The 16,337-nt window shown below is 64.7% G+C and carries 15 protein-coding genes, 1 tRNA gene and 1 pseudogene; 10 read left to right on the top strand and 7 right to left on the bottom strand.

Annotated elements, in window-relative coordinates; genetic code table 11:
- Positions 1-116 precede the first annotated feature (116 nt).
- A pseudogene (locus tag OHA68_RS06840) lies at positions 117-329 on the bottom strand (transposase family protein); the annotation flags it as partial.
- Between OHA68_RS06840 and OHA68_RS06835 the strand changes: the two are divergent.
- From OHA68_RS06835 to OHA68_RS06810, 6 genes are all read left to right on the top strand, one after another.
- Complete coding sequence (locus tag OHA68_RS06835; protein WP_327106826.1) at positions 249-485, top strand: helix-turn-helix transcriptional regulator; 237 nt, start codon at positions 249-251, stop codon at positions 483-485. The pseudogene OHA68_RS06840 and the gene OHA68_RS06835 sit on opposite strands and share 81 nt — an antisense overlap.
- Positions 485-1,954 (top strand): tyrosine-type recombinase/integrase, encoded by a 1,470-nt coding sequence (locus OHA68_RS06830; RefSeq protein ID WP_327106825.1) that lies wholly within the window; start codon positions 485-487, stop codon positions 1,952-1,954. The genes OHA68_RS06835 and OHA68_RS06830 overlap by 1 nt, the downstream gene beginning before the upstream one ends.
- A 373-nt stretch (positions 1,955-2,327) precedes the next feature.
- Positions 2,328-3,866, top strand: a complete 1,539-nt coding sequence (locus OHA68_RS06825) for a PIN-like domain-containing protein (RefSeq protein ID WP_327106824.1) — start codon at positions 2,328-2,330, stop codon at positions 3,864-3,866.
- Positions 3,867-4,543: 677 nt separating this feature from the next.
- Positions 4,544-5,206, top strand: coding sequence for a DUF6571 family protein (locus OHA68_RS06820; protein ID WP_327106823.1), 663 nt, complete (start codon positions 4,544-4,546; stop codon positions 5,204-5,206).
- Positions 5,164-6,300, top strand: coding sequence for a type 1 periplasmic-binding domain-containing protein (locus tag OHA68_RS06815; RefSeq protein ID WP_327106822.1), 1,137 nt, complete (start codon positions 5,164-5,166; stop codon positions 6,298-6,300). Before OHA68_RS06820 ends, OHA68_RS06815 begins: the two co-directional genes overlap by 43 nt.
- 2 nt (positions 6,301-6,302) lie before the next feature.
- Positions 6,303-6,596 carry a hypothetical protein gene (locus OHA68_RS06810; protein ID WP_327106821.1) on the top strand — a complete coding sequence of 98 codons (294 nt, stop codon included), beginning with the start codon at positions 6,303-6,305 and terminating at the stop codon, positions 6,594-6,596.
- A gap of 8 nt (positions 6,597-6,604) precedes the next feature.
- On the opposite strand, the gene OHA68_RS06805 is transcribed toward OHA68_RS06810, so the two are convergent.
- A complete protein-coding gene (locus OHA68_RS06805; protein WP_327106820.1) occupies positions 6,605-6,757 on the bottom strand; it encodes a hypothetical protein in 153 nt (50 codons plus the stop codon).
- A 240-nt stretch (positions 6,758-6,997) separates the two neighbouring features.
- On the bottom strand, positions 6,998-7,771 hold the full coding sequence (locus OHA68_RS06800) for a transposase family protein (RefSeq protein WP_327106819.1): 774 nt from the start codon (positions 7,769-7,771) through the stop codon (positions 6,998-7,000).
- Between the two features lie 687 nt (positions 7,772-8,458).
- Here OHA68_RS06800 and OHA68_RS06795 point away from each other — a divergent pair.
- Entirely contained in the window at positions 8,459-9,274 is an 816-nt protein-coding gene (locus tag OHA68_RS06795) for a hypothetical protein (protein ID WP_327106818.1), read from the top strand.
- 35 nt (positions 9,275-9,309) lie between these two features.
- Entirely contained in the window at positions 9,310-9,975 is a 666-nt protein-coding gene (locus tag OHA68_RS06790; protein WP_327106817.1) for a hypothetical protein, read from the top strand.
- Positions 9,976-10,223: 248 nt separating this feature from the next.
- Here the strand turns inward: OHA68_RS06790 and OHA68_RS06785 are convergent.
- Positions 10,224-10,299 (bottom strand) — tRNA-Arg (locus tag OHA68_RS06785).
- A gap of 997 nt (positions 10,300-11,296) precedes the next feature.
- Between OHA68_RS06785 and OHA68_RS06780 the strand changes: the two genes are divergently transcribed.
- Positions 11,297-12,430, top strand: a complete 1,134-nt coding sequence (locus OHA68_RS06780; protein ID WP_327106816.1) for a D-alanyl-D-alanine carboxypeptidase family protein — start codon at positions 11,297-11,299, stop codon at positions 12,428-12,430.
- Here OHA68_RS06780 and mscL read toward each other — a convergent pair.
- Genes mscL through OHA68_RS06765 form a run of 3 tightly spaced genes read right to left on the bottom strand, consistent with a single transcriptional unit; the run spans position 12,427 to position 14,218 of the window.
- Positions 12,427-12,828: a large conductance mechanosensitive channel protein MscL gene (gene mscL, locus OHA68_RS06775; RefSeq protein WP_189145004.1), complete on the bottom strand. Its 402-nt coding sequence runs from the start codon at positions 12,826-12,828 to the stop codon at positions 12,427-12,429. The genes OHA68_RS06780 and mscL overlap by 4 nt on opposite strands.
- Positions 12,829-12,851: 23 nt before the next feature.
- Positions 12,852-13,415 carry a CpaB family protein gene (locus OHA68_RS06770; RefSeq protein ID WP_327106815.1) on the bottom strand — a complete coding sequence of 188 codons (564 nt, stop codon included), beginning with the start codon at positions 13,413-13,415 and terminating at the stop codon, positions 12,852-12,854.
- Positions 13,412-14,218, bottom strand: a complete 807-nt coding sequence (locus tag OHA68_RS06765; protein WP_327106814.1) for an S-methyl-5'-thioadenosine phosphorylase — start codon at positions 14,216-14,218, stop codon at positions 13,412-13,414. The genes OHA68_RS06770 and OHA68_RS06765 overlap by 4 nt, the downstream gene beginning before the upstream one ends.
- A 135-nt stretch (positions 14,219-14,353) precedes the next feature.
- Here OHA68_RS06765 and OHA68_RS06760 point away from each other — a divergent pair, with 135 nt between their 5' ends.
- A complete protein-coding gene (locus OHA68_RS06760) occupies positions 14,354-16,321 on the top strand; it encodes an MFS transporter (RefSeq protein ID WP_327106813.1) in 1,968 nt (655 codons plus the stop codon).
- Positions 16,322-16,337 lie beyond the last annotated feature (16 nt).

The following is a 16,337-nucleotide window of genomic DNA, read 5'->3' as shown; positions in this document are numbered from 1 at the left end:
CGATGTTGCTTGTGATGCCCTCCCGTAAGATCAAAAAACGGCCGATTCTGGTTAAATTGTTCTCTTGGAGAAGATGATGTTGAATGAGCCCTTTTCATCCTGAGTAACAGGCCCTCTTCGACGAGTTGCAGGACGAGGATCGCGCGCACGAGCGCGGTCGCGCGATGGGGGCAACAGCGCAGCTTGGTCAGCACCATCCAGGACTTCGCAGTCGCGACGGCACGCTCGCTGATGGCTCGGATACGGGCGTGAGCGCGGTTGACGTCCCGCTGTCCGCGCGACAACACGGGACGATGGCGATGCCGCTTGAACGGCGTCTCACCCTCGCCGACCTCTGCACCGAACTCCAGATCTCCCGCTCCACCTTCTACGACTGGCGAGCCAAAGGCCGCGCCCCGCGCTGCCTCAAGCTGCCCAACGGCGATCTCCGCATCCGCCGCACCGACCTGGACCGCTGGCTCACCACGATGGAGGAGGCCGCCTGATGAAGGACATCACGTACGACGTGCGCGTTTACAAGACCGAGGTCTACAGCGGCGCTCGGGTAACCACCTACAGAGTCCGGTGGAGCGCGGGCGGCAAAGGATGGAAAGAACCCTTCCGCCTCGCCGCCCAGGCCGACGCGTTCCGCTCCGAGCTTCTCACCGCCGGACGACGTGGCGAGGCGTTCAGTGTGGCAACTGGACGTCCCATCTCGTGGTCACGCGCCGAGGACACCGTGAGCTGGTACGACTTCGCGTGCAAGTTCGTGGACATGAAGTGGAAGGGTGCCGCGCCGAAGTACCGCCAGGACATCGCCCGCGCGCTCACCACCGCCACGCCCGCGATGTACGTCACGGAGCGCGGCAAGCCCCAGGACCGCGCGCTTCGCTCCGCGATGCACCGCTGGGGCTTCAATACAAAGCACCGGGAGGATGCTCCCGAAGACGTCGCCGCTAGTCTGCGATGGCTCGCGCTGAACACCAAACCGGTATCTGCGCTGGGAGCGGATCCGCTCCTGGTCCGGAACCTGTTGGACGCGGCCACCTCGTTGCTGGACGGTCAACGCGCCGCCGCCAACACCGTGCGCAAGCACCGAATGCTGCTCTCCAACGCGCTCGACTACGCCGTGGAACTCAAGCTCTTGGCCGAGAACCCGCTGAAGAGCCTGAAGTGGAAACCGCCCGCGAACACCTACGAGGTGGACCGGCGCAGCGTCGTCAACCACACCCAAGCGAAGGCGCTGCTAGCCGCCGTGGAGGCGCAGGAGCCGAGCGGGAAGCGCCTCGTGGCCTTCTTCGCCCTCATGTACTACGCGGCCCTGCGGCCCGAGGAGGTTGTGAACCTGAGGCGGGACAACATCATGCTTCCGCGTCAGACCAACGATCCCTCGACAGAGGAAACGGACGACACCGGTGCCATATGGGGTGAGCTGCACTTGAGGAAGGCCGCGCCCTATTCCGGAAGGGAATGGACCGACACCGGCGCGGCCCGCGAAGAACGCGCGCTCAAGCACCGCGCCGAAGGACAGAGCCGCACGGTCCCCGTCTCGCCGCCCCTGGTCCGCATCCAGCGCACCCATCTCGCCGAGTTCGGCGATGGCCCTGGAGAACGGATCTTCTACGGCGTCCAGGGAGGCGAACTGCCGTTCATCACCTACCGGCGCGCCTGGAAGACCGCTCGTAGAACCGCCTTGACCGCGAAGGAGTTCGTATCACCACTGGCAGCCCGGCCATACGACCTCCGCCACGCGTTCGTCTCGACCTGGCTCAACGCCGGTGTGCCCGCACCCCAGGTAGCGGAGTGGGCCGGCCACAGCGTTGACGTGCTCTTGCGCGTCTACGCCAAATGCGTCGTCGGCGAAGACGAGGTTGCCAAGCGTCGGATCTCAGATGCCTTGCAGAGCGACCCAGCGGCCCGAACAGCGAGGGTGCCGGATTCCCGGCGCCCTCGCCTCGCATCCACTCGCATGTGAATGACCAGGTCTCTGGGAAATCCAGGGGCCTGTGACTGGGGACAGCGGAGGGACTTCAGGAGGATGGATGACCTGATTCGTCGGCCCCGTCTCGCTGTTCGCAGTGGCGATCGGGGCCGGGACCTCCTCTTCCCAGCCCCACATCAGCGACTGTAGTTGACCGGGCTGCAGCACTGACGCCATGTCATCACCGCTTCTATGTCTCATCACGGGCGCACGTGCCCTGACCACGGATTTGAGCGTCGTGCCAACACGGGACGCGTTGGACAAGTCCGCTGCTGCACCCAGTTCGCGTAACAAACAGCTCGGCCATGGGTAACCTCGTGGTCATGGCGACTCGCTGTCGCTCCATCTAGGCCGAAAGGGTACGAAGATGTCGCAGCCCGCCTCGACGGCGTCGCGATCGCCCGAGACGATCACCGAGGTCACGATGGGCGGACTATTTGACGGGTTCGAGGCATACAGAACTCCGACAGAGGAAGATTATCAGGCCCTACTCGGTGACGGACTCATCGTTCTGGACACCAATGTCCTGCTCAATCTGTATCGCTATAATGATCAAACCCGTGAGGATTTGCTCTCCGTCCTGCGGAAGCTAGGTGACCGACTGTGGGTGCCCCATCAGGTCATGAGGGAATTCTGGCAAAACCGGGAGGCGGTTCTCAGGGATCCGCGTGCTACTGGCACCACGATCCAGGAATTGACAGAGCAGCGTGATCGTGGAACTCGCTCACTCCAGACCTGGGCCAACCGCGTTGGCTTGCCAGAGGAACGGCGTGCTGCCTTGATATCCATTCTTGGTGAGGCATTCTCCGCAGTGATAGCCGGTGTCGAAGAACTTGCTGACGACGAGGCTATTGAGTTCGCTCGGGACACAAACAAGGATGCCGTCCTCAGCGGTTTGGATGAGATCCTCAGAGGACGTGTGGGGTTGCCATTGGTTGCCGATGAGCATCGCGATGCCCTATCGGAGGCGAAACGACGCGGTGAAGCGCGCCTGCCGCCGGGCTACATGGATTCCGCGAAGGACGAGGAGAAAGCAGCGGGCGACTACCTGGTATGGGTGCAGATCCTCCTGGAGGCTAAGCGGCGTGCGAAGGACGTTCTCCTGATTACCGGTGACGTGAAGGAGGACTGGTGGCGTAGAGAGCAAGGTGAACTTCGAGGACCCCGTCGCGAACTGATCGATGAGTTGCGTGTTTCCGCTGGGACGATGCTCTACATGCTGCGGCCTGATCGGTTTATGTTCAGAGCTCGGAGTATTCTTAAAATTCAGGTTCGGGATGAGTCTCTGGAAGATGTCGAGCGTGTAGATAGTTCTCTCCTGGAAACCGAGAATGGTGGCTGGACTGCAGAAGCTCTCAGTTCTCTGATCGATCGATTGAACGCCGAAGGCGCAGGTGTTCAGTCGGCGATAATCATGCGGGCATGCGGCAGTGAGGGTTTCGTCGATCGAGAGACCGTCTACACGATCGGCGGCTATGAAGGGACGCGGAGCCTTAGGGGCTTCACCCGTCCGGTCAATCGCATCACCCGCGAGTTCCGGGACCGAGGCATCGTTTCCGAGTTGGCGGACGATGTCCTTACCGCAGTATATGACGAGTCCTCAGCCAACCCCGGAGTCGCGATAGGATTCAGGGTCTCCTCAAATCTACTCCAATTGATTCGAGAGCTAGATCGTCGTTCTGTGCCATATGAGGTTATCGACGCAAAGGCGTTTGACCGCGAAGATCACCGGCCTAACTCTGTCAGTTACGAAGGCCTATGCTCGCTGCACGGGTGTGGAGAAGCTGCCGTAGTGACCATTATCTGTCATGACCGGGCTGGACGGCAGGTGATACTCAGTGCGTGTGAGCGAGGGGTCGCAGAATATGAGCTGAGAGAACGATTCGTAATTCCCAGCGAAGTGTAGATATTCCACTATGCGTGTAGAGGGATTGCCGGTAGCCGATCCGCGTGCTTCCTGCTGAATATGGTCTCCTTGCGGTGTTCTCACCCATTCTTCCCTGGCCTGCTGCGATGTTACAACCAGGCTCCTTGTGATAGCGCCGACGCGTTCGTTCCGCGCTTGAGCTTCCGGTGACCTTGTCTCCCACCGCGGTATGTTTGCTCGCGCACCACCTCCACAGATCCGACGATATGGACCGCCGCGCAGGATGCCTCTCGCGGATGAGGTTTCTGGCGAGACCTTGTAACCGTTGTTTGATCGCCGCAGCACTGGCCACCGCAGTGATCGGTACGGTCGCTCAGGACCAGCGGCGACGTTTCTCGGTGTTGCTCGCGAAGTAGGGCCGTGTCCCTCGTTCCTCTGTCGGTCACGACGTGGAGCGGGAGAACGTCGCCTTCGACCTTTAGCCCCGCTCGAACGGCCAAACATGCCTGGCAGCATCGAGAAGTAGAAGGAAGCCGTCGCAGGCCAACGCAAGCACAGATTACGGCAAAACTGCATTAACCGCTCAGAAGATACGTCTTCATGACATTTTCCTTCTCGATGGATTCCGGTTGTTTATAAGGATGCGTCGGTTATGTGCGGGGGGTTAGTTAGTGTGCTTGACTCCTGCTGTGTAGCCGCACCCTCCGGGAGGGGGCATGGGGGAGTTCGTCGGCATCGATCCCCGCGGGGCAGATCCGCTGATCCGCCAGATGGAGACCGGCAAGGACATCCTGGGCCGCACCCGGCATGGTCTTGAGACGGCCATCGCGGAGGCCGGCGCTGCATGGACCGGCACGCAGGGTGTCAGCGCCATGCACCGGTCTTGGGCGTTCTTCAACGACACCCAGCGGGACCTCAAATGGCGCATGGACACCCTCAAGCAGATGGTTCCGATGGCGGGAGACGGTCTGCTCAGCGGAGCGCTCACGTTCAACAGCGAAGCGGAGGCTGCCCGCCAGGGGAAAGCCGACGCAGCGTCGATCACCGAGGCGCTCAAGCAGCATGAAATCGAGAGCTCGCCGGAGAGTTGGCGCAAGATGACCGCCGCCACGGCGGCGACGAAGCAGAGCTTGAACGATCCCGCCTATGCCGCCGCGTTGCTGTCCGCTCTCGGACCGGACAGGTTCCGCGCGCTGTTCATGCACTGGATGAAGAACAAAGGTCCAGCGATGGACAAGGGAGTGCCACCCGAGACCCTCAGGGAGGGGAAGGAGGCCCTTGGCCCGCTGGCCGAGGCGTACGGCAACGCTGAGCGCGCGGGCAGACTCGGTAAGGAGTGGGTGAGAAGTTCATCAAGACGACCCAGCCCGGTGTGCTGACGGCGCTGGTCGCCATGTCCAAGCCATCGACCAGGCTCCTCAATCAGGTGGCGCTTCGGGTACTCGGCCGGCCACTGACCGCAGACCTTCCGACGAGCCAGAACTGGAATTTGAACGCGCTGATGGACGCGTACGACGCTAATCCGCAGGCGTTACAGACGCTGCTGGCCGAGAACAAGGACGCCGCGGGCTGGCTATTGCATCCCCAGCGCGCCCTGCAGAGTGGCATCCCCGACTTCGAGAAGAAGATGGCCGGCGTTCTGGACAAGGCGTTGCGGCCCGGCGCAGGAGTGGACAGCGTGCGTGATCGGGCGTGGTTCAACATCGTTCGCGCGATGGGTGCCGAAAACAGTCCGTGGATCGGGGGCTCGTGGGGCACGTTCAAGGACTCGCCGATCAGCGAAGCCCTCGCCAAGAACGTCGTGCCCTATCTCGACCAACTCGCCCGTGGACAGTCCAAGCGCGACTCGCCGGATCTGAAAGGGCTGTACCCCCAGCCGCCCTGGGATGGCCTCGAAGCTGAGGCCGCGTCCCGTTTCATGGGCGGGCTCATGCAGGACAAGGATACGGCGCAGACATTGATGAAGGCGGCGCAGGAATACAGGCTGGGCATGGACATCGGCCGGTTCAGGCCGTTCGGGGACGACGCCACGCAGCACGAGTACACCTCCCGTATGGCACTTGCCGCAGGTGCAGCCAATCTGCTGCTGGCAGGCTCGACCTATGCGGAATGGACCGATGACGAGTACGCAGACTGGCTCGATGGAGTCGCGCTGATCCCCGTCTCCTGGCTCTCCAACAAGTACTGGCCTATCGAAGACGCGACGGCGGCCACCGGACGGGACGTCGCACTCGATGAGGCGAAGGACGGCCTCAAGGGAATGATCGCAGACTATTTCGACAAGAAAACCCCGGCCACGGCAGGGGACGTCGCGGACACGCTCGTGAGGCAACTGGCTGAGTGGGTGAATAGCTCGCTAGACGAACACGGACAGAAACCGTTGACCGAAGCCCAGCGCGACGAGGTGGAGAAATCCATCCGCGGCCGACTCTACGACGCCTTGAAGAAGGCTCTGGAGAGGAGAGGAGGCTGAACATGACCATCCCGAGTCAAAGCCAGATACTTCAGCAGGCTGCTGAGAAGGAGCAGCTCGCCGCCACCCTCACCCGGTACGCCAGCCAGTTGGCTGAGGTGTTCGCTGGCGCGCTCGCCAGACCGCACGGGATCGATGCGTTCTGGAAGGGACCGGCCGCGGGCCGTTTCAGCTCGCAAGCCGTGCAACTGGCCCGGGAAATCGACCTACTGCGAGAAAACTGCACCTCGGCCGCTGACCGTCTCCGGAAGCAAGCCGAGGCCGCACGTGCCGAGGCGGCTCAGATGCCTACGTAGACCAGGGGTCAGCTAGCGCGTTCGTAGCAGCTGGTCTTGCCAACGATCCTGATGTGCGGCTTCTGCCCGTCGCGTACGGCAACAATAAAGGTGATGCCGGTCTGCGGGTTCTGTAGGACGGCCATGCCGAGATTTTCGTCGTGAAGATCGAGGTCATCCACAACCCTGCTGTAGCCGCGCACTTGTAGCCAACTGGCCATCAAGCCGGCTGCGTTCCCTGGTGAATGCTTGTACGGCGGCCCGTTGAGATCGCCCTGCGCCCGAAAGAACCGCTGAGCCTGGCCCTTCAGGCACCCCACATCGCTTTCCCGGTCCGCTCTTTCGGTCGCGGTGGCGGATCCGGTCGCGGCCAGCTCGCTTGAAGCGATCAGTTTGTCGCCGTCCGTGAACCTATTTCAGGCTCACGCGGCTTGGGCGACGCGATGGTTTTGAAGGACGGCGATGGCCTTGCAGAGGTGGCCCGCCTTTGACGGGCTGCAGCGGAGCTTTCGGAGGATCTTCCAGCTCTTCAGCTGGGCGTTCGCACGCTCGCCGGGTCCGCGGAGCTTGGCATGGGCGCGATTGGCCTGCTTCTGGGACTCGGGCTTGCCCTTGCCCTTGTACGGGGTGAGCACCGGGCCCTCGGCTCCCTGATACGCCTTGTCCGCCAGGGTGATGATCCCGGCTTGCTTCAGCGCACGCAGAATGCCCCAGATGCGGGCGGCGGTCAGATCGTGGGCCTTGCCGGGCAGGGCACCCGAGGTCCACAGGATCGTCCCATCCGGTGAGGCAATGACCTGCACGTTCATGCCATGCACACGGTGCTTGCCGGAGAAGTACGGCCGGTCGGCCTTGATCCGGTCGGTGCAGATCAGGGTGCCGTCCAGCACCAGGTAGTGCAGCCCGTCCTGCCGGGCCTTGCGCAGTGCTTGGCCGAGCTTGGGCGAGCGGGCCGACAGCAGCGCCACCGTCTCCTCCACGTATCGCCACGCGGTTGTCGTCGATACCCCGAAGCCGGCACCGAGCTCGGCGTAGGTCTCGCCCTTGCGCAGGTAGACCAGCACCAGCAGGGCCTGCCGACCGGGATTGAGCCGCCGCCAGATCGACCTCATCGTCTTACGGTGCCTGCGGATCACCCCGGCCACGTAGTTCAGCGTCTGATGCGACAAATCGACGGCGGCACGATAGAAAAGCACCTGAAGCTCCTGGTGGCGACGGTGTGGATTGTGGTGATCAACCCGTCTACCAGGAGCTTCTTGCTGTCACCGGCCGAATCACGACATCGCAATCATCCTGCGACCAGGGCACTCGCCGCGGAACCTGGAAAAGGTTCCGTGATGAGCTGCTTGGACGCCTCGTCCAGCGTGGGTATGTCGGCGTCTCCTGAGCAGCCCGTCAGCACAGTGAGTGAGACGAGCATTGCGGCGGTCGATAACTTGCGGGCACCCTGGCGCACGCCCCGGACACTACCTAAGGCCCACCTCGGCGTACACCTCGTATGCGTGAGCGCTATGCACGCAGAGCGGCCCGAGGCCCCAGGCGGCACTCTCCACATGTGCCTCAGCGTTGACGTGGAACTGGTCACGATAGACGGGCTCGCCTTCAAGGTCTTCACATCCCACATGAAGGCCGATTATCGAATTATGTGAGGGCCGAAATAGGCATTCGGCACACTTTTGCCGATTGGGCCACTCTGCTCGTGTTGCTGCGGGATTATCTCCTGGTTCGCTGGCTGCGGATCGGAGGTTGAAGTGGCTGCATCAAGAAAAAAGCGTCGCAAGAAGGACAAAAAGCCCCAGAGTTCCACTCCTGGGGCCGCATCAGTGCAAGTAGCGCAGGGTGAGGCGACGGAAAGTGGATCGAAGAACGAGGGCCGTAGAGAATTGATCAAGAATGTGGGTCTGGCCGCTGGTGGGGCGGCCGCAGGGTGGGGGCTCGCCTTCTTCTTCGCTCCCCAGCAGGAGGTCCGGGCGCAACTGGCTGTGCAGGAGGCCCAGGAGAAGGAGGCTCGGGCCAAGGGGCCTATCGCCGCAACCGCTGTTTACCGTTGGGAACCTGACGATTTTTTTGGATGGGCTTTCCCCGATCAGCTATCCATCGAGTCGATACGCCGATTGCAGAGCAACTCTGACGCCTATGCGCCGGGGCAGTGGGCGCAGGATGCCGCTGGGGTCCGTTTCGCAATAGACGCGAGCGAGGGGATGTTCGGATGCTCCCGGATACGGATGACCCTACGCGGCCAGTGGCCCAAGCCAGTTCAGGTGGTGGAGATCCGGGCTCAGGTCAAACGGTTCGCGCCACTTGCTGGGACGCTGGTATGGGCAGGGGCGCAGGGCGGGAGTCCCATCATCGACATCGGGTTCAACCTTGACGAGGATCATGTCGTCGCCCGGACTCGCACAGAGGAGTTCACCCTTGGCAAGCCCTATGCCGACGACGAACAGCTGACAGTGGCGCCGGGCGAGATAATAACACTCGACATTGTAGCCCAGACCCGACATCATTACTGCGAGTGGGATATCCATCTCGACCTGGATGTGGACGGAGTCCGTGAGCCTCTCGTAGTCAGGGACGGCGATCGATCATTCCAGACCACCGCGCCAGCGGCGAGATATTCGGCGCGATATTTCTATAAGATCAACGCGTCCTCGGGCGAGCCAGAGGGATGGAAAGCCGCTGGTGCGGGTGGGCTGGAATGACTGCAAAAATGAAGCCTATAACGCTCAAGCGAGCGATGTTCATGATGCTGCCCGCCGCCCTAACCTTTGTCGTTTCCTCGGCGCTCCTAGCGCCGGACGCAGCTAATCGCACGCCGCCCACACCCGAGCTGGTGCGCATGGTGGCCCGTGTGTGGGAGAAAGTCCCTAAGGAATCCTGGGTCGTGGTGGATGAACAGGCGTGGAACCGCCTCAGGAACGCCGATCCGCTCAAGAAGCATCCTGACGACTGCGTCGGATTGTTCGAATGGGCGGAGAGGAACGAACTTAGCCCTTCCGTCCCGCTCCAGCATCTCCTCACCATCACAGCCGCTGATCGGGCGCACATCCGCCTCCAGAACATCTACGCAATGCAAGGCCCCGGGCAATCTGCTGTGCAGCGCTCGCCTGTTGCGCGAACGCATCTGACCTGTCACAACAAATCCGGCGCTGAAGATGCCCACCAGCTCCCGGAAATCGATGCAACAACTTTCGCTGCCAACGAAAGAGTTGCACCTAGAGATCTTGCTGAGGATTACGTGTTCGATATGGGTAAGGGCGCGGAAACGGCTCTGTGGCTCGCCGTCGATTCGCTCCCCGGATCCTCCCGCTACGACTATGACCTGATCGTCAATGTGGAGGTCGATGGTTCACTGCGGAGATTCAACGTGAACAACGCAGGACGCCCTTTCCAGCGGCGTTGAACCCATCCCGGTCACATCCGGTACCGAAGTTGTGAGCGCTGGGGTCGCAGCAGTGAGCGCGACTGCCGTGATCAAAACCAGGCGGGGAACAGGGACAACGTCCTATCCATGCGACCACTGAGAACGTGGGCACGTATTGGGCACGATCAACCGCCAACGATCAGTGACAGCCGGACAACACCGGACACACGAAGGAGCCCTTGACCCGCGCTCCTGCTGGTCAAGGGCCTCCTATGGCTGGTCGAACCTGGTGCCCCCGGCAGGATTCGAACCTGCGGCACCCGCTTTAGGAGAGCGGTGCTCTATCCCCTGAGCTACGGAGGCGGACGACGTAAGCCTAGCGAAAGTCTGGCGGTGCGTGTGCCGTCGGGGCGGGGTGAGTTCTGGGGGTGTTGGTTATGGGTGGTCGGAGCTGCGGTAAAGGCATGACAAGTGATCACCTTTCGGTGGGTGGTCGGTGGGTAGCGTCGGCGCCGTGGATGCGAGGCGACGTGGACAGGTGCGCAGGCGGCCCGTTGTGCTGTTTGCGGCGTTGCTGGCGCCGGCGATCTTTGCTGGTGGGCTGATGGCGGGGGAAGCGGGCCGGTATGAGGGGGCGAGGGTGCCGCTGGAGTCCAGGGGGGAGGGCTGGGTGGGGTTTGAGCCTGTGCTTGTGCCGGCGCCTGCTCGTCCTGTCCGGCGGTACGTGGCCTCGGTGCCTGCGCCGGTGGTGAAGGCACCGGTCGTACGGGTGGTCGCGGTGCCTCGTGAGGCTGAGCCGTCTGTGCCGGTGCGGGAGGCTGTGCCGACGCCGACCGTGGAGGCGAGTCCTGGCGCATCGCCGTCTCAGTGCCCGCAGGAGTGGGTGGAGACGTGGCTCTGGGAGATGTGCCGGGAGCAGGAGCGGCGGCCTGGGCGGGAGGCTGGGGGGTTGCTCGGGGGGCTTTGAGCGGCGGTGCGTCCTTTCGTCGGATTATGCCGCTGGGTGTCGCCGCACTACGCGCCTAGCGCCGCTAGGGTCGTCGGCTGCGTGGATGGCGACGGCGACAACCCCGGCCGGCAATCGGGTGGGGGCTGGCGAATCTGGTCGGTGGTTGGGGCGAGGGGGAAACGGACGAACCTGGCTACCTTCTCAGCCGTAGTGACCATGTAAGAGACCGTATGAACCGTGCTGAACCCTCGAGAGGCCCCACCGGCGCAGACAAGGAGCTTTCTCCGGCGAGCCGTACAAAAGCGTCGTTCGTGTCCTAACGGCTCTTCGGAGTTCGGTCCGGACACTCGGGGGCTGTAGTAACGTGCGTGCCGGACCCGGGTCACGAGTTTGCAAACGGAGGAGTCGAACGTGCCAGCCCCTCGATCAGCAGGTCTGATCGCGGTCGTCATGGCGATGGCTTCGCTGCTCGTGCTGCCCGGTCGAGCTCAGGCGCAGGCCGAGGGCGCGGCCAAGGCGCAGGTCGAGGCCGAGGCCCAGAGCCAGGCGGGGGCCCACGTGGCGAAGTACCGCCAGGAGGACCCCTCTAACCTCACTGAGCTTCGCAAGGAGGCCGAGCAGGCCGCCAAGAAGCTTGAGGATGCGACCAAGGCGCTGGAGAAGCGGCAGGCCACCGCCAAGGCGGCTCGGGAGCAGCTCAAGGGCAAGTTGCTGGTCCTTCGGGAGTCGGAGCTTCAGCTGGGGCGGATCCGCCAGCCGGTGTCGGAGTTGGCCGAGCTGCTCTACGGGCAGCCGATCGGGGCCGACGGGGTCGTGCCGTTCCTGTCGGGTGACACCGACACGGACACGCTGCGGGCCATGGCCAGCGTCAACTACATGGTGAAGACCCGCCAGGAAGTGGTCGAGCGGACCAGTGTCCTGACCGAGCGGACGGAGAGTCTGGCCGCGGAGGCGCAGGAGCTCAGGGCGGGCAACCTGCTGGCCGAGGCGCAGCTGGCGGCCGAGGTCGATCTGCTCAGGAAGCAGTCGGACAAGATCGTCAAGTCGCTCACCGCCGCTCTGGTGAAGTTGGGGATCAAGATTGACAAGGTGGGGCGGGCGGCGCTCGGTTGCAATCCGCTGCGGGCGACGACCGCCGGCAACTACCCGAACGGGCTCATTCCCGGCGCGATGCTCTGCCCGTTGCAGCAGCGCGGCCACAGCCTGCGGGCCGACGCCACGATCGCGTTCGTCAGCCTGAACGAGGCTTACAAGCAGACCTTCGGACGGCCGATCTGCGTGACCGACGCCTACCGGAACCTGGCCGAGCAGCAGTCGGTCTACTACCGGCGGCCCGGCTTCGCTGCTGTGCCCGGGCGGAGCAACCATGGGCTGGGGCTGGCCGTGGACCTCTGCGGTGGGGTGGAGAGATTCCGGTCGGCGGAGTTCAACTGGCTGGAGAAGAACGGCAAGCGCTATGGCTGGTTCCACCCGGACTGGGCCTACAGCAGCCCGTTCGAGCCGTGGCACTGGGAGTATGACCCGAAGATGGACAAGCTGCCCTAGAGGGCGGCGCTGAGCTCGGTGGTGCAGTGCGCGCAGCGGGTGGCCGCGATCGGGATCTCCGACAGGCACTCGGGACAGTCGCGGTGGGTGGCCTCCTCCTGGGCTTGCGCCCGGTCTTTGAAATGGGTGTACGGCTTGACGATCAGGAAGTAGATCACCGCCGCCACCAGCAGAAATGAGATGACGGCGTTGATGAAGTCGCCGTACAGGAAGTTGGACCGGCCGACGGTGACCTTCAGCGAGGAGAAGTCGGGCAGCCCGCCGAACGCCGAGATCAACGGCGTCAGCAGGTTGCTCACGAACGAGTTGACCACGGCGGTGAAGGCCGCTCCGATGACGACCGCCACGGCGAGGTCGATGACGTTTCCCCGCATGAGGAATTTCTTGAAGCCATTCATGACTACGGATAGTAAACGATCCGTCACCTTCTGATGGTGATCGACAGGTGGCCGCCGGCTTGGGCGCCTGCCAGCTCGTTCGCCTGTGCCGGGGTGGTGGCGAGCACGACCAGGGCGCCGTGGTCGTCCTTGGCGGCCGGGATGGTCAGCACGGTGACCTCCTCGGCCACCGGTCTGGCGCTCTGGCCCTCGTACGCCGCGAGCACGCTGATCGTCGAGCCAGGAGAGATCAGGCGCACGGCGTCAGGGTCGGCGATCCGTACGGGCGTGGCCACGACTCCAGGCGGCAGCCGCAGGGCGTCCAGCAGTCGCACGTCCGTGAGCGGCTCGCCGCGTCGCATCGCGGTCGCGAGCACGCGGCCCGCGGCGCCGCTGCGCAGGGCGCCGTCGGGCGGGTGTGCCAGGGAGACGGCGCGGAGGTCTCCGGGGCGCAGCACGCCGGGGGACAGGTCGCGGGCGGCGACCAGCACCGCAGGGCCCACAGCCGGACGTAGGGCCAAATATCCGGATATGACGGCGACGGCGGCGAGCGCGGCGGCGATGAGCCGGCGCCGCCGCTCGCACCGTCGTAGCCAGACTCGGATCATGGCAGCTCGAAGGGCAGCTTGAGGCCGTCGAGCGCCGAGCCGCAGGCGCACGTCCGGTCCTCGGGCAGCGCCCGCACCGCCTCGGCCACCAAGGTCCGCATCCGGGTCACGTTGCGGCCGAAGAACTCCAGCACCTCTTCGTGGGTGACCCCCTGGCCGGCCTCGACCCCGGCGTCATGGTCGGTCACCAGCGACAGCGACGTGTAGCACAGGGCCAGCTCCCGGGCGAGGATCGCCTCGGGGAAGCCGGTCATGCCGACGATCGTCCACCCGTTGCCCTGGAACCACTGCGACTCGGCCCGCGTGGAGAAGCGCGGGCCCTCGATGACCACCAGGGTCCCGCCGTCGACGGTGTCCCACTCGCCCGAGCGGGCGGCCGCCACGGCCACCGCGCGCCCCGACGGGCAGTAGGGGTCGGAGAACGACACGTGCACGGCCCCGCCATGGTCGTAATAAGTCTGGACACGTCCTGAGGTCCGGTCGACCAGCTGGTCGGGCACCACGATCGCGCCCGGCCCCACCTCGGCCCGCAGCGAACCGACGGCGCTGGGCGCCAGCACCTGGCGCACGCCGAGGGAGCGCAGCGCCCACAGGTTGGCCTGATAGGGGATGCGGTGCGGGGGAAAGCGGTGGTCGCGGCCATGCCGTGGGATGAACGCCACGGAACGGGAGCCGATGCGCCCGACGGTGACGACATCGCTGGGCGGGCCGTACGGCGTGGTGACCTCGACCTCCTCCGCGTCGTCGAGCAGGGAGTAGAAGCCGGAACCACCAATGACGCCGATATCTGCGCGATTAGCCATGGCGCAGAGGGTATCGGGATCGCGGGAGGGCGAGATGGAGCCGAACGGAGTTCTGTGGATAACCCGGTTTCCGGCCTGTGGACAACCGTCGCTCCGTAAAGTGATCGTTCCAGTGCGGAGAGTATGATCAGGCGCATGCGGCATCGGGGTCTTGGGCTCATCATCATCGCGCTCATGCTCGGCATGCTGCTGGCCGCGCTCGACCAGACCATCGTGTCGACCGCGCTGCCGACCATCGTCGGCGACCTCGGCGGCCTGGCGCACCTGTCGTGGGTGGTGACGGCCTACATCCTGGCCTCCACGGTTTCCACCCCGCTGTGGGGCAAGCTCGGCGACCAGTACGGCCGCAAAAGGCTCTTCCTCGCCGCCATCGTCATCTTCCTGGCCGGCTCGGCGCTGTGCGGGCTCAGCCAGAGCATGGCGCAGCTCATCGCCTTCCGGGGGATCCAGGGGCTCGGCGGCGGCGGGCTGATGGTGCTGGCCCAGGCCATCGTCGGCGACGTCGTCTCGGCCCGCGACCGAGGCAAGTACCAAGGCTACTTCGGCGCCGTCTTCGCCGTCTCCAGCATCGTCGGGCCGCTGCTCGGCGGCCTGTTCGTGGACCACCTGTCGTGGCACTGGGTCTTCTACGTCAACCTGCCCCTCGGGGCGATCGCGCTGTTCGTGGTCGTCGCGGTGCTGCCGAGCGACCGGACCCGCACCAGGCACCGGATCGACTACGCCGGCGTGGTGCTGCTCGGCGGCGCCACCTCGTGCCTGGTTCTGATCGCCACCTGGGGCGGCACGATCTATCCGTGGCGCGATCCGGTGATCGTCGGGCTCGCTATGGCGGCCGTGGCGATGCTGGCCGGGTGGGTGGTCTCGGCGCGGCGGGCGCGGGAGCCGGTGCTGCCGCTGGAGCTGTTCCGGATCAGGGCGTTCTCGATGGCGTCGATCGTCGGGTTCGTGGTGGGGTTCGGCATGTTCGGCGCGCTCACCTATCTCCCGCTCTACCTGCAGATCGTGCACGGGGTGAGCGCCACGCTGTCCGGCGTTTACCTGCTGCCGATGATGGCGGGCATGCTGACCATGTCCATCATTAGCGGGCAGGTCATCTCCAAGACCGGCAAATACCGCTATTTCCCCATTGCTGGCACCGCGTTCGCGACCGTGGGGATGTTCCTGCTGTCCACGCTCACCGAGTTCAGCAGCCTGGTGGCATTGGGCGTCTACCTGCTGGTGCTCGGGGTCGGCCTGGGCATGACCATGCAGGTGCTGGTGATCGTGGTGCAGAACGCCGTCGACTTCAAGGATCTCGGCGTCGCCACCTCGGGCGCCACGTTCTTCCGGTCGATCGGCGGCTCGTTCGGGGTGGCCACGCTCGGTGCCGTCTTCACCGGCCGGCTCGCCGCCGACGTCAGCGAGGTGCTCGCCAGGAAGGCACTGCCGACGGGGTTCGACCCGGCGACCGTCCAGCGGGACCCCACGGCCATCCAGCGGCTGCCGCCCGATCTGGCCGCGGAGTTCCTGCATGTGTACGCCGACTCCGTCGCCGTCGTGTTCCGGGTGGCGGCGCCCATCATGCTGGCCGCGTTCGTCCTGACCTGGTTCATCCCGCAGCAGCGGCTGCGGCAGACCACCAAGGCGGCCGACCTGGGCGAAGGGCTGGGCGCCACGTCCGCCGAGCGGTCGTCGCTGGCGGAGGTCGAACGCGGTCTCGTCCGGCTCGCCGACGCCAACCTGCGCAAGGGGTTCTACGCGCGGATGGGCGACCTGGCAGGGTTGGAGGGCATGACGCCCGAAGGGGTGTGGATCATCGCCAGGCTGGGCGGCGAGGCCTGGGTCTCGGCCCAGTCGCTGGCCGAACGCGCCCAGGTCAGCAGGAGCCAGGGCAGGCCGTACGTCGACCAGCTCATCGATGACGGGTTCGTCGAGCGGTCGCAGGACGGCGACCAGCTACGGCTCACCGCGCGCGGACAGGAGGCCGCGCTCCGGCTGCTGCGCGGCTCACGCGAGGCGCTCAGCCGGCTGGTGGCCGACTGGGGCGCCCATCCGCAGCTTGAGCAGCTCCTCGACAGGATCGCTCCGGAGCTGCTCGGGGCGCTGGGAGACCGGCCCCGCTAGGTGGCCGCAGCGGCGG

It is taken from the genome of Nonomuraea glycinis, assembly GCF_035920485.1.
Lineage (GTDB): Bacteria > Actinomycetota > Actinomycetes > Streptosporangiales > Streptosporangiaceae > Nonomuraea > Nonomuraea glycinis.
The sequence above is the reverse complement of the archived record's forward strand: the minus strand, read 5'-3'. Positions and strand labels throughout refer to the sequence as shown.

Coding starts and splice junctions, on each gene's coding strand:
- OHA68_RS06830 (WP_327106825.1), top strand. CDS start 485: ATGAAGGACATCACGTACGACGTGCGCGTTTACAAGACCGAGGTCTAC.
- OHA68_RS06825 (WP_327106824.1), top strand. CDS start 2,328: ATGTCGCAGCCCGCCTCGACGGCGTCGCGATCGCCCGAGACGATCACC.
- OHA68_RS06820 (WP_327106823.1), top strand. CDS start 4,544: ATGGGGGAGTTCGTCGGCATCGATCCCCGCGGGGCAGATCCGCTGATC.
- OHA68_RS06810 (WP_327106821.1), top strand. CDS start 6,303: ATGACCATCCCGAGTCAAAGCCAGATACTTCAGCAGGCTGCTGAGAAG.
- OHA68_RS06790 (WP_327106817.1), top strand. CDS start 9,310: ATGTTCATGATGCTGCCCGCCGCCCTAACCTTTGTCGTTTCCTCGGCG.
- mscL (WP_189145004.1), bottom strand. CDS start 12,828: ATGAATGGCTTCAAGAAATTCCTCATGCGGGGAAACGTCATCGACCTC.
- OHA68_RS06770 (WP_327106815.1), bottom strand. CDS start 13,415: ATGATCCGAGTCTGGCTACGACGGTGCGAGCGGCGGCGCCGGCTCATC.
- OHA68_RS06765 (WP_327106814.1), bottom strand. CDS start 14,218: ATGGCTAATCGCGCAGATATCGGCGTCATTGGTGGTTCCGGCTTCTAC.
- OHA68_RS06760 (WP_327106813.1), top strand. CDS start 14,354: ATGCGGCATCGGGGTCTTGGGCTCATCATCATCGCGCTCATGCTCGGC.